Annotated in this window: 12 protein-coding genes and 1 tRNA gene; 3 read left to right on the top strand and 10 right to left on the bottom strand. The window is 43.7% G+C overall.

Annotated features, from left to right (window positions below; all coding sequences use genetic code 11):
* Positions 1 to 59 precede the first annotated feature (59 nt).
* The 6 genes from B2248_RS00650 to B2248_RS00675 form a co-directional block, all read right to left on the bottom strand.
* Positions 60 to 473, bottom strand: a complete 414-nt coding sequence (locus B2248_RS00650; protein WP_273181676.1) for a hypothetical protein — start codon at positions 471 to 473, stop codon at positions 60 to 62.
* A 65-nt stretch (positions 474 to 538) separates the two neighbouring features.
* A complete protein-coding gene (locus B2248_RS00655) occupies positions 539 to 1,339 on the bottom strand; it encodes a zinc-dependent peptidase (protein WP_273181675.1) in 801 nt (266 codons plus the stop codon).
* Positions 1,336 to 3,969: a plasma-membrane proton-efflux P-type ATPase gene (locus tag B2248_RS00660; protein WP_273181673.1), complete on the bottom strand. Its 2,634-nt coding sequence runs from the start codon at positions 3,967 to 3,969 to the stop codon at positions 1,336 to 1,338. The genes B2248_RS00655 and B2248_RS00660 overlap by 4 nt, the downstream gene beginning before the upstream one ends.
* Before the next feature lie 34 nt (positions 3,970 to 4,003).
* Positions 4,004 to 4,900 carry a ribose-phosphate diphosphokinase gene (locus B2248_RS00665; protein ID WP_273181670.1) on the bottom strand — a complete coding sequence of 299 codons (897 nt, stop codon included), beginning with the start codon at positions 4,898 to 4,900 and terminating at the stop codon, positions 4,004 to 4,006.
* Positions 4,897 to 6,432 carry a thymidine phosphorylase family protein gene (locus B2248_RS00670; protein WP_273181668.1) on the bottom strand — a complete coding sequence of 512 codons (1,536 nt, stop codon included), beginning with the start codon at positions 6,430 to 6,432 and terminating at the stop codon, positions 4,897 to 4,899. Before B2248_RS00670 ends, B2248_RS00665 begins: the two co-directional genes overlap by 4 nt.
* A gap of 276 nt (positions 6,433 to 6,708) precedes the next feature.
* Positions 6,709 to 6,798 (bottom strand) — tRNA-Ser (locus tag B2248_RS00675).
* A gap of 160 nt (positions 6,799 to 6,958) precedes the next feature.
* On the opposite strand from B2248_RS00675, the gene B2248_RS00680 reads away from it, so the two are divergent.
* The 3 genes from B2248_RS00680 (at position 6,959) to moaA (ending at position 8,930) form a co-directional block, all read left to right on the top strand.
* Positions 6,959 to 7,630, top strand: a complete 672-nt coding sequence (locus tag B2248_RS00680; protein ID WP_273181664.1) for a Bax inhibitor-1/YccA family protein — start codon at positions 6,959 to 6,961, stop codon at positions 7,628 to 7,630.
* Between the two features lie 65 nt (positions 7,631 to 7,695).
* Entirely contained in the window at positions 7,696 to 7,917 is a 222-nt protein-coding gene (locus B2248_RS14750) for a YgaP family membrane protein (RefSeq protein ID WP_083821493.1), read from the top strand.
* Positions 7,918 to 7,922: 5 nt separating this feature from the next.
* Entirely contained in the window at positions 7,923 to 8,930 is a 1,008-nt protein-coding gene (moaA, locus tag B2248_RS00685; RefSeq protein WP_273181661.1) for a GTP 3',8-cyclase MoaA, read from the top strand.
* Between the two features lie 2 nt (positions 8,931 to 8,932).
* On the opposite strand, the gene B2248_RS00690 is transcribed toward moaA, so the two are convergent.
* From B2248_RS00690 to B2248_RS00705, 4 genes are all read right to left on the bottom strand, one after another.
* Positions 8,933 to 9,355 carry a MazG nucleotide pyrophosphohydrolase domain-containing protein gene (locus B2248_RS00690; protein WP_007145373.1) on the bottom strand — a complete coding sequence of 141 codons (423 nt, stop codon included), beginning with the start codon at positions 9,353 to 9,355 and terminating at the stop codon, positions 8,933 to 8,935.
* A gap of 5 nt (positions 9,356 to 9,360) precedes the next feature.
* Positions 9,361 to 9,762, bottom strand: a complete 402-nt coding sequence (locus B2248_RS00695) for an RNA-binding S4 domain-containing protein (protein WP_007145372.1) — start codon at positions 9,760 to 9,762, stop codon at positions 9,361 to 9,363.
* Positions 9,762 to 11,726: an acetate--CoA ligase gene (gene acs, locus B2248_RS00700; RefSeq protein ID WP_273181657.1), complete on the bottom strand. Its 1,965-nt coding sequence runs from the start codon at positions 11,724 to 11,726 to the stop codon at positions 9,762 to 9,764. Before acs ends, B2248_RS00695 begins: the two co-directional genes overlap by 1 nt.
* 130 nt (positions 11,727 to 11,856) lie before the next feature.
* The gene (locus B2248_RS00705) at positions 11,857 to 13,377 is read right to left on the bottom strand and encodes an aldehyde dehydrogenase family protein (RefSeq protein ID WP_007145370.1); all 1,521 of its coding nucleotides are present in this window, start codon (positions 13,375 to 13,377) and stop codon (positions 11,857 to 11,859) included.
* Positions 13,378 to 13,426 lie beyond the last annotated feature (49 nt).

Here is a 13,426-nt window from a genome sequence, read left to right on the forward strand (position 1 = left end):
TTTCTTAAAAAGCCGAGTATATCCCTATCAAATTGTTTATAACAACTGTCATATCATTATCAGCGATTGCAAACGCCACTTAATAAACGGATGGCCATATCCACATCGTAGGTCATTATGTGATTAGAGCGTAAGAAACGTTGCTGAACCTGATAGGCTTCACGTTCGAGTAGCATTCGTTGTTTGCAGTTTGGCTCCTCAATAACGGCATCATGCTGATATTGAAGGAAATGTACCATTTCATGAACGATATATCCTTGAGCAATCATGCTATCTTTAGTCAGCTTATCATCATAAAAAATCGTATTTTTTTTATCGTCATAATAAGCCAGAGCATTACATTCTTTACCCTCACATAATGTATCTATCAACTGCTGATGGTTAACGGCTTCAATTAAGGGTTGTTGTTCTGGCATATCGTACTGACTAAAGTTAACGGCCATTAACAGTAGTGTTCCAATAATTTCTTGCATAACATCGTCCTTGTCAGCATGTTAAATATACGACTAGCGCTTTTAGAAACAGTTTCTGTTATTCATTAATTACCTGATGCCTGCTGTCTATTATGAAATTGTTCTAAATCGGGTGGTGTTTGTCGGTAATAAGCCTGTAACTGCTTAAATAAAAGGGCATTATGTTGCTTCAAGGCTTCTGGCATAGTAAAAAAATATTCACTTAATACCGCAAAAAATTCAGCCGGATTAGTTGCAGCATAAGGATCCAGATAGGTGTGTTTATGTGCCGCCAAGTCATGTAATAAACCTTGCCAGGCTGTCGTTAGTGTCTCAGTCCATTCCGGTAACGACATATCCGGGTGTAATGGCGGCATACCATTGGCGCGACCAGACAACATATCTAATTTATGAGCAAATTCATGGATAACAACATGATGACCTCGATAGGGTTGCTGACTGTCATGTTTGATGTCTTGCCAGGAAAAAATGACGGGACCCCGTGACCAAGACTCGCCACTTAAGCCCTGTGTTTGTCTATGAACTACGCCATTTTCATCCGTCACATCACGTTTAATCTGAAATGCGCCCGGGTAAAGGATGACTTCTATCCAACCATCATAAGTATCTAGCCCTAAGTGCAAGATAGCTACACAGGCCTGGGCTGCAACAGTGACGGCCATTTCTGGTGTAACCACTAACCCTGCAGCCCCGGTAAATGTCTTTTTATGAATAAACAGAGTCGCTAACAGACGTATGCGAGTACGTTCGGATACGGATCTTGCCTGTATAAGGGGTAAATACTTAGTGGCCTCAAGCCATAAATCAAAGGGGATCGGATGGTGCTTTAGTACTCTGAGTGTGCGCCATTTACGAATAATATTCATGCAGTGAGTTTCGTTTTAGTTGGGGACTGATTAAATAGAGAGCGTTGAATACCGATTTTGATGGCATTATCGATAACAAACCAGACTAAGGCATATAACCACATAAATCCGGCATATTGCCAGCTTACAGCCGTAATAAACAGGCCGTTGACCGCCATCAAGGTACCAATGATTTCAGTGCCGAATGTGGCAGCTAATAATAAAGGAGATGGCCAGGGTTTTTGCCAGAACCAACCATTATTGCGTGTGACAAAAATCGTACTGTGACCAGCAATAAGTAGTTTCAGAAAGATAAGGGTTTGTATTGTATCGTTATCTAAATTCTGTTCGCGCAGGAATAAATAAAGTAAAAAAGATGCACAAACACCAGCAAGCCCAAGCACGGATGAAGTAATAAATAATTCGTGCATATTCCACCTCACCGGCGTGGGCGACTGATAGGTATTATCGTAAGCAATGGTCAGGATAGGCAGATCATTGAGCAGTGCTAATAAAATAATCATTAGGGCAGTGATGGGGTAAAACTCGAATATCAGAATGCTCAAGGTCATGAACAAAATGATACGAATCGTTTCGGCGATACGGAATGTCGCGTAGCTTTTCATGCGTTCAAAGGTAAAGCGTGCCTGTTCTATGGCCTGATTAATGACGGATAGCCCTGGTGCGGTGAGAATAATATCCGCTGCTGCTCTTGCCGCATCTGTGGCATTGGATACGGCAAAACCGCAATCTGCTTTTCTCAGAGCTGGCGCATCATTTACGCCATCACCCGTCATGCCAACAATATGATCTGATTTTTGTAAAGCTTCAACAATCATGTATTTATCTTCTGGTAAGACCTCGGCAAAAATTTCGATGGATTCCAGCATGTCGAGCAGAGCAGACTCATGTGTGTGAATAAACTCTGTTTCTAAGAGGCTGGTATCGTAAATACTTTCCAGGTCGGTCATGACCTCATCAGCAAACTGTTTTGCCTGTTTGAACGAGACGTCCGGATTGAGTCGCTTATATATCGCCTGAGCCAGACCGGATGCCAGCTCTTTAATTTCCTGTCCAGACTTACCAGTGATTTGTTTGGACTGAACCGCACGTTTGTTTAACCCAAGCATATAACCAATTTCACGAGCGATAGCGATATTATCGCCAGTGATCATTTTTACTTCGACACCACGCTGTCGCATTTCATCAATCACTTGCTTTGAGTCATCCCGGGGCGGATCGATGAGCGGAATGAGGCCAAGGAATTCATGTGGTTGATTCTCACGCTGTTGAGCCACAGCTAATGTGCGATAACCTTTACTGGCAAGAAGGTTAATTTGTTGATTGAGTGACGTGATATCGTTATCGGTAAGGTTAGTGACCATGGCCATAATCACTTGTGGTGCACCTTTAAATACATCCATTTTTTCGTCAGCTGTCTTGACCGATGCTGAGGTAAATTTTCGGCTTGGGTCAAATGAAGTGAAGTGGGTTTGTTGCCATTGTGACCAATCACTGTCGGCAAAATTATCTTTGATGTAGCGAAATAATGGAATTTCGATGGGGTCCGTATTTTCTGAGCGTGATGCTAAAACGGCCGCTCGCATAAGTGCTGCCTTACTGGTGCCATTGAATGGAAGAATGTCCATCACCTGCATTTCATTTTTGGTCAGCGTACCTGTTTTATCTGAACAAAAAATATCGACACCTGCCAGCTCTTCAATAGCGGTTAATTTGGTGACAATGGCTTTGTGTTTTGCCAATTTATAAGCACCCACAGCCATGGTGACAGACAAAACGGCCGGTAAAGCAACCGGAATTGCTGCGACTAATAACACTAAGGCAAAGCGGGCCAATTCAAGCATATCTTCATGGCGCGATAAGCCTGTGATAACAATCAATGTCACCATTGCCAAAGATAACAGAATCAGGAAGTGACCAATTTGTAACACCATCTTTTGAAAATGGCTGTGTTCATTGGCGGATGCCGAAGCGACTAAACTGACAACATTATTAAACCGTGTTTGCTGGCCAGTATTGACCACAATGGCATCCATTTCACCTTGTCGAATAATGGTGTTCGCATAGGCAACATCGGTACTTCTCTTGCTCACAGGTAAGGATTCACCAGTCAGTGAGGATTCATCTATAGATAAATAGTCACCCGTGACTAATTGCACATCAGCAGGCACTAAATCTCCCATTCGCAGACGAATAATATCGCCGGGCACAAGTTCTTGTGAGCGAACCGATTGAATCTTGCCATCACGTAATACGCGCACTTGTGTATCTAACTGGCTTTTTAAGGCATTGAGGGCATTAAGTGCACGGTGTTCCTGGAAAAAGTCGAGCCCGGCATTAATAAGGAGTAAGACGCTGATAATGATGAAGTCTTCCCACTTACCAACCGCGGCAGATAATATGGCTGCAATTTCAATCATCCAGGGAATAGGTCCCCAAAAGCGTTTCAAAATTCGCTGCAGGGTGGACTCTTCCTGATTGATGATTTGGTTTAGACCGTAATCTATCTGTCGTTGCCGCACATCGGTTTCAGACAGGCCATTTTTACTATCAACATTTAATAAACGGAAAGTGTCATCAACAGGCTGAAGGGCAAAATCGTCCGTGGCTTTTTGGAATAACGATGTCAATGTCTAACCCTCCATTTATGTGGTTGTGTTGAAGCTAGTGGCGTAAGACGTCCTGTAAAGCACTGGCGAGCAAATTGGCTAAGCTCACTGTATTGGTCGGATGTGGAATACTGTCACAACTATAGATGTGTTCGATGCCTGCCGCGTTCAGTTGATCTATCGCATCCTCCATAAACAAAGCATGACTGACCAGAATATTTACTGAGGACGGTTGATATGGCATCAGCTGTTTAGCTGCTTCCAACAGTGTTTTTCCGGTACTGGCCACGTCATCCACAATAATAATGTCGCGTCCGGAATAGGCGCGTTCAGGCAAAGTGACAATCACTTTATGATCACCTAAACGTTGTTTATGGGCTACGGCATAATCAAAGCCAAAATGTGTCGCGATTTCTTTTACCCATTGCTCCGATTCGCCATCAGGTCCTAATAACAGAGGATTGTTAAAACGGGTCTTTATAAAGTCTGCCATCGGTTGAGTAGCAGTGATATTGACAGCATGTTCTATAGGAATAGCTTGGCGTAATTCAGAGATGCGGTGTAAATGTGTGTCTACTGTAATGACCGCATCAAATAAACGGGCCAGGAATTGACCAATAATGGTTTGACTGACGACTTCTCCCGGATGAAAGGCTTTATCCTGTCGCATATAGCAAAGATAAGGTGCCACCAGAATAATACGTTCTACACCATTCTGGCGTAATGATTGTGCCGTCAGCATCAATTCAATCAATTTACTGTTGGGCTCGTTGAGACTTCTGCAAACAATCACTGTTTCAGGTAAGTCGACCGGTAATATTAACTGACTTTCACCATCCGGAAAGCGATGAAGTTGAATAGTTTCGTATGGTATTCCACATACCATAGCCAGGGCTTTGGCCTGTTGCTGATAGTCTGAAAAGCTAATTAGCAGGGGAAGTTTTGTGCTCATAGTTTATCAATCTGGTAGCTGTTATCGAGGAGTGCAGCATTTTTAGCAAAGGTGAAATCAGCATTAAACTCGGCATAAATGGTAAATAATGCCTCACCTTTTTTGACTTTATCTCCGATTTTTTTATGTAAATAAATCCCTGCGCCTTTATCCATTGGTGCACCGGCCAAACGTGCAATAGAAGCAATTTTCAGATTATCAATCGCTTTTACGATGCCCGTGTCTTGTGCACAAATATCACACTGTAGCTTGCCAACCTGCATTGGGGTGTTGTTTCGTCCCTGAGCATTGATAATGGCATTCATTTTGGTAAGTGCTCGGCCTGATTCAAGAATATCTCTGGCAACAGCGTAACCTTGGCCGCCTCTGACATCGGGATCGAATTCGATAATTCTGCCGGCCAACTGTAAGGCTTTCTCTTTTAAATCGATCGGGGCGTTAGGTTCATTTCCAAGAATCTTCATCACATCCTGCGTTTCTAAAACGGGACCGATGCCTCTACCTATTGGTTGACTGCCATCGGTGATGACCACTTCTAAATGTAATCCCATATTGTCACCCACATACTCAAACAGTTTGCGTAACTTAAGCGCTTCCATATGGGTATGTACTTTTGCTGAAGGCCCGATCGGTATATCAATCAGTAAATGCGTGGCGCCTGCAGCAATTTTCTTAGAAAGTATTGAGGCGATCATTTGCCCGGTTGAGTCCATAGATAACGGACGTTCAACAGAAATCAATACATCATCGGCCGGAGCAAGTTTCGCCGTACCGCCCCACGCCAGGAAGGCACGTTGTTGATTAACGATTTCATGCAAACGTCGCAGAGACAGATCGACGTTGGCTAACACTTCCATGGTATCTGCGGTACCAGCAGGCGAAGTGATCGCACGGCTGGATGTTTTTGGCATCAACATACCATGAGCAGCAATAATGGGAACGAGTAACATGGTGGTTCGATTGCCAGGGATACCACCAATACAGTGTTTATCACAGACCAGATCTTCGCCCCAGTCGATGCGTTCACCGGTATCCACCATGGCATGAGTCAGATGCAATATTTCATCGCGCTCCATGCCTGTTTCAGCACAACCTACGATAAACGCCGCTGTTTCAATTTTCGAATAACGGTTATTCACAATGTCCTGAATAATATGTAAATACTGCTGATAGTCGAGTTTTTCACCGGCTATTTTTTTATGAACAGATTTCAGTGATTCAGGCGGGGTGGCATGATTAATAAAAACCTCTGAGCCTTCCGGGATGCCTAATTGTTCATAGACTTGCTCACTTAGGCCTAATTCATCGATATCAGTAATAGAAGCATCATCAACGACGTTGAGCACAGCGATAACGGGTTGAGTGCTATTAGCTGTGTGGATTTCTATTTTACTCAACGCCTGAAAGCCTTCGCTACGATAAAGTCCACAGTTCCGGTGTAAATAAGCGACGTTTTCTTTGTAGGTATCGATGGCGACACACTTTAATTTAAGGGAGGGGATGGAAGTGGGTAGTTCCGACGTATCAATCATGCTGGACTCGAGCTAGTAACTTAGTTGAAGCTTAATTGTTCATAACAGAGTCGGTCAATCTGATTTATCTGTATAACTGATCTATATCAGGTTTAGCAGAATAAGTAGGCGATGGGCTTTCATTTTTGAAGATTTAAAGGCAGTTTCTATTGCTGGACAGCTAAAATTTAAGGCCAGAGGCTGTATGCCGGGAAAACCATCCATACTAAATAGAGTGGATCCTGAAAGCATTGAGCTGAAACAAAAAAGCCCCTTCGAAAAGGGGCTTTTAATGTATGGCGGAGAGTCAGGGATTCGAACCCTGGGTGGTCGTTAAACCACGCCGGTTTTCAAGACCGGTACATTCAACCGCTCTGTCAACTCTCCAGAGAGGCGAAATAATACAGATAATGGTTCGGTAACACAACCGTAAAAATAAAATTATTTGAAGATAAATAATATCTATTGCCATTTAGAACTTATCGGGTAGGATAGGTGTCATTAATGTAAGCTTTTCATCAACTGGAAAAAAACACGGAGAAAACTGATGAATTATAACGCTGAATCAACTGTTGTTCGTTCGCAGCAGTCTGCGGTTCAAACCAATAAACTATTACGCAATACCTATAGTTTATTAGCCATGACACTATTATTTAGTGCTATGACTGCTGGAGTATCAATGGCACTCAACTTGCCACATCCTGGCATCATCATTACTTTGGTTGGGTATTTTGGATTACTTTTCTTAACTACTAAACTTCGTAACAGTGCTTGGGGCATCGTATCTGTTTTTGCTCTGACAGGTTTTATGGGCTTAACGCTAGGTCCGATTATCAATGCCTACTTAGGTTTACCTAATGGTCCACAAATTGTGATGCAAGCTCTTGGTGGTACAGGCATTATCTTTATCGCTTTATCGGCGTATGCTGTAAAAAGTGAAAAAGACTTCAGCTTTATGGGCGGCTTCTTATTCGTCGGTATTCTGGTTGCTTTTCTAGCCAGCTTAGCCGCATTCTTCTTTGAAATGCCAGGTCTGTCCCTAGCTGTGTCAGCGATGTTTGTATTATTGATGGCAGGTCTGATTCTTTTCGAAACAAGCCAAATCGTTAATGGTGGTGAAACCAACTACATCATGGCGACCATCACACTGTATGTCAGTATCTACAACTTGTTTGTTAGCTTGCTGCAATTAATTGGTGCCTTCTCTGGCGATGACTAATTGAACTATCTGGTTCATTTACTTTCTAATAAACCCCGCACTGCGGGGTTTATTTTTATGGTGGAATGGTGAAGAAAAATCTGGCTAATTGGGATCGTTGGTGTCGAATTATTATCGGCACAGTTATAATAGCCTACGCCATCTATGACAGTAATTGGTGGTGGCTGTTGGGAGTTGGTTTATTAATAAACGCATTCACTGGTCGTTGTCTTGCTTACGGGGTGTTTGGATTATCTACATGTCAAACATCATGTCAGGTCGATAAAGAGAGCAAAAAGAGTAAATAAACAGCATGGCTAAATTACCCACACAATTGATTGATCGCTTTGGACGTAAGGTGACGTATGTGCGTATGTCTATTACGGACAGATGTGACTTTCGCTGTGTGTATTGCATGGATGAAGAAATGACTTTCATGCCTCGACAACAATTACTTAGCCTAGAAGAAATCGTTTTTCTGTTGCGCGCTTTCTGTGAACTCGGTGTGGAAAAAGTACGTATTACCGGTGGTGAACCGCTGGTAAGACGTGATGTGGATTGGCTCTTTAATGAACTAGGTCAGCTTAAAGCTTCGACCTCGCTTAAAGAGCTGACATTAACCACCAATGGCTCCAAGCTGGAAAAGTATGCCCAGACCTTAGCCGATTCGGGCTTAGATCGTATCAATATCAGTCTGGACTCTTTAAATGCTGAAAAATTTAAGGCATTAACAAGAACTGGTGATCTGGACACGGTTCTGACGGGCATCGCCGCAGCAAAAAAAGCCAACTTCAAACGTATTAAATTAAACGCGGTCATCATGAAAGGGCGCAATGAAGATGAAATCATTGATTTAGCCCAGTTTGCTATTGATAACGATCTGGATATTTCCTACATTGAAGAAATGCCTTTAGGCCATGTCTCGCATGCTCGTGAAGAAAGTTATTGTTCCAGCGATGAGGTATTAGCCACGTTAAAAACCGTATTCGATTTACAAGCCAGTATCGCTTCTACTGGCGGTCCATCACGTTATTATCAGGTAGCTGGCACGACAAGCAAAATTGGTTTTATCTCACCACACAGTCATAACTTCTGTGATAGCTGTAATCGTGTCAGGGTGACGACAGAAGGTCGTTTGCTACTGTGTTTGGGGCAGGAGCACTCGATGGATTTACGTGAAGTCATACGGCGGTATCCTGGCGATATGCAGGCATTGAAACAGGCGATTGTGGATTCCATGGACATTAAACCGAAAGGTCATGATTTTGATATCAAGGCTCAGCCAATTATTTTTCGGCACATGAGCGTCACGGGCGGGTAGTCTTAATCTTCAGATCGCTCTAATTGTTTAGCTGAGTTCCATAGACTATCTAACTCTTCCAGCGAAAAATCTTCAAATTGTTTACCCTGAGCTGTAACCGCTGTTTCCACATAATTAAAGCGTCGGTAAAACTTGGTGTTGCTACTGTTGAGTGCTTCTGCAGGATCAATATCCAAATGTCTTGCCAGGTTACAGCAGGCAAATAAGATGTCACCTAGTTCAGCTAAAAGCACTGATTTGTCAGAATGATGTTTGATTTCCTGACCTAGCTCATCAATTTCTTCATGGATTTTGTCTAATACGCCATCAGGACTGGGCCAGTCAAACCCGACTTCAGCGGCTCTTTTTTGCATTTCTATCGCTAATTTAAAGACATCTTTCTGTGTTTTTTTAATTGAGCTAAGTATGAAGTCTTGGTCTGACATAACTATCAAGACTCACGGGTAAATTTGATGATATTACGACGATCACGTTTACTGGGCCGACCTTTCTGTTGTCGGAAACCCAGCGGTTCGTTTTTTATTTGTTCACGCAATAATTCGCGTTTATCACGGCTTTGAGGTGTTTCTTCATAAAGCTGTTCCGCTTCGGAAGCGGGGCGACGTTGCAGATTTAACCCCTGAATAATCACTTCAAATTCGTAGGGTGGTTTGGAAATGGTCAGCGTGTCTTCAATGCGAACTGTTCGACTGGGTTTTACACGTTGTCCATTGACGTGGACTTTGCCACCTGAGATGGCTTCAACGGCGAGACCACGCGTTTTATAAAAACGCGCGGCCCATAACCATTTATCTAATCGCTGAGATTCAGAACGAGAGTCCTGTTGTGCCATCAAGCCTTACCTTGCAGTTGTAACAGGATAGACTCATTTTCCAGAGTGGAGGTGTCTTGCGTGATTTCTTCACCTTTGGCAATAGTACGAAGTAAACGACGCATGATTTTACCTGAGCGGGTCTTAGGTAAATTATCTGAATAACGAATATCATCTGGTTTAGCGATAGGGCCAATTTGTTCACCGACCCAATTACGCAGTTCTTTTGTCAGCTCTTTATCCTCACCACCTTCAGGGCGATCTCCTTTTAACACAACGTAGGCAAATACAGCTTCACCTTTCACATCATGAGGACGACCAACTACGGCAGCTTCTGCCACACGCGGATGAGCAACAAGGGCAGATTCAATTTCCATGGTACCCAGGCGGTGACCAGATACATTCAGTACGTCATCAATACGGCCCATGATCCAGAAAAAGCCGTTATTATCTCGTCTGGCGCTATCACCGGCTAAGTAATACTTACCACCGAAATAAGGCCAGTAGGTATCTTTATAGCGCTGATCATCGCCCCAGATGGTTTGAATCATCGATGGCCATGGTTTACGGATCACCAGATAGCCACCCTGATTGGCAGTGGTAATTTCTTCGCCTTCATCATTGACGATAGCGGCATCAATACCTGGAAGAGGACGAGTACAAGAGCCTGGTTTTGCATGAGTGACACCTGGTATAGGTGCAATCATATGCGCGCCGGTTTCTGTCTGCCACCAGGTATCAACAATCGGGCAACGCCCTTGACCAATAACGTTGTAATACCACATCCAGGCTTCAGGATTGATGGGTTCGCCGACCGTACCCAATAAGCGTAGTTTTGATAAATCATAGCTGTTTGGAATGTCATCACCCACTTTCATTAATGCACGAATGGCGGTGGGGGCTGTATAGAAAATAGTGACGCCATGACGCTGGCAGATATCCCAGAAACGACCGGCATCAGGTACTGTCGGTACGCCTTCGTAGATAACCTGTGTGGCGCCGGTGGCAAGCGGGCCATAGGCGACATAGGTGTGGCCGGTAATCCAGCCCACATCTGCCGTACACCAGAAAACATCAGAGTCCTGGATATCAAAGACCCAGCGCATCGTGGTGATCGCATTTAATAGGTAACCACCACAGCTATGTTGAATGCCTTTAGGTTTACCCGTAGAACCTGACGTGTAGAGAAGAAATAAAGGATCTGCGGCATCCATCCATTCGGGTTCACATTCATCAGACTGATCTGCCGTGGCATCAGACCACCAGATATCTCTGCCTGCTTGCATGGAAACGTCATGTTTTGTTCTTTGGTAGACAATGACTTTTTCAACAGTGTCACAGCCTGATGCTAAGGCTTGATCGGCTGTTTTTTTCAGTTCAACTGTTTTGCCACCACGGAAACCACCATCCGCTGTGATGACCAATTTCGCTTGGGTATCTTCGATGCGGTCTTTTAATGATGACGCAGAAAAGCCACCGAACACCACGGAGTGAATGGCGCCAATACGTGCGCAAGCCTGCATAGCGATAACAGCTTCGGTGATCATTGGCATGTAGATAATGACGCGGTCACCTTTACCAATACCTTGTGCTTTCAATGCATTGGCAAAGATGCTCACGCGACGGTGGAGTTCGCGATAACTGATATGTTCTACATCACCTTTTTCTCCCTCAAAAATAACCGCCGTTTTTTCAGCATTTTTTTCAAGCTGACGATCAAGGCAGTTATAGGAAACATTAAGTTTGCCATCGGCAAACCAGCGGTAATGAGGTGCATTACTGTCGTCGAGTGTTTGAGTAAAAGCTTGTTTCCAATCAATTTCCTGTCTTGCTATGTCAGCCCAGAAGGTTTCATGATCCTGTTCCGCTTTTTTGTATAACGCATCAAGTTGTTCTGAAAGTAATGATGCCGTTTTTAGAAAGGCTTCACTGGGTGGAAACTGACGGTCTTCATGTAAGGTTGATTCGATATTATCTTGAGCCATATGCGACACCTTTATAAGTATTCTTTAGCTAAATTAACACAATACAATGATTATCAATGTGTGTTAAGCAGACATAAAAAACTCTCCCTCAATATTTATCGAGGGAGAGCTTTTGGGAGTGGTAAGGCTTCTAGAAGAAACCGAGCGGGCTGGTGCTGTAGCTAACCAACAAGTTTTTCGTTTGTTGATAATGCTCAAGCACCATTTTGTGGGTTTCACGACCAACGCCAGATTTTTTATAACCACCGAATGCCGCGTGAGCAGGGTACATGTGGTAGCAGTTTGTCCATACACGACCCGCCTGGATGCCACGTCCCATGCGGTAAGCCAGATTCATATCTCGGGTCCATAAACCTGCACCAAGACCAAACTCTGTATCGTTAGCGATTTCTAGTGCTTCTGCTTCATCTTTGAATGTGGTCACAGAGACGACCGGGCCAAAGATTTCTTCCTGGAAGATGCGCATCTTGTTGTGGCCTTTCATCAAGGTAGGCTGAATGTAGTAGCCATTTTCAAATTCGGCACCCAGTTGCTCTACAGCGCCACCCATTAATACTTCAGCGCCTTCCTGACGACCAATATCTACATAGCTCAGAATCTTATCAAATTGCATTTGTGAAGCCTGAGCACCGACCTGAACTTCAGTATCTAATGGATTACCACGCTTAATTTTCTTAGCACGATCCATAACAATCTTGATGAAATCGTCATAGATGCTTTCTTGAATAACAGCACGAGATGGGCATGTGCAGACTTCACCCTGGTTAAAGAAGGCCAGTACTAAACCTTCAGCACACTTATTAATGTAGTCTTCTTCTTGCTGCATAATATCTTCAAAGAAGATGTTCGGTGATTTACCACCTAATTCAGTTGTTGATGGGATAATGTTTTCCGCTGCACGTTTCATGATATGCGAGCCAACTGGTGTTGAACCTGTGAAGGCAATTTTGGCAATACGTGTGCTTGAGGCTAATGCTTCACCAGCAACGCGGCCCATACCGTTAACGATATTCAGTACGCCTGGCGGTAATAAATCACCAATGACTTCCATCAATTTAAGAATGGAAACAGGGGTTGATTCTGCTGGTTTCATGACGATGCAGTTGCCAGCAGCTAAAGCTGGCGCCAGTTTCCATGCAGCCATTAACAATGGGAAGTTCCAGGGAATAATTTGACCAACTACACCCAGTGGTTCATGGAAGTGATAGGCCACGGTAGTTTCGTCGATTTCCCCCATGGTGCCTTCTTGAGCACGAATACAGCCAGCAAAATAACGGAAGTGATCAGCGGCGAGTGGAATATCGGCATTTAATGTTTCACGGACTGCTTTGCCGTTGTCCCAAGTTTCAGCCACGGCCAGCATTTCAAGGTTTTCTTCGATGCGATCGGCGATTTTTAACAGAATGTTGGAACGTTGTTGAACAGACGTTTTTCCCCAGGCATCTTTTGCTGCATGCGCAGCATCTAATGCCAAATCAATATCTTCTGCAGTCGATTCTGGAATCTCACAGATCACTTCACCTGTTACAGGTGTGGTATTTGTAAAATATTGACCTTTTACGGGCGCAACCCATTTGCCCCCAATAAAGTTTTCATAACGCGATTCAAAACTGACGACAGCGCCTTCAGTACCGGGTTTTGCATAGATCATAGTCTTTCTCTCTTTGCTTATGGTTATAGTATGAACATAAAGATGCAGG

Source organism: Methylophaga sp. UBA2012 (assembly GCF_002335235.1).
Classification (GTDB): domain Bacteria; phylum Pseudomonadota; class Gammaproteobacteria; order Nitrosococcales; family Methylophagaceae; genus Methylophaga; species Methylophaga thalassica.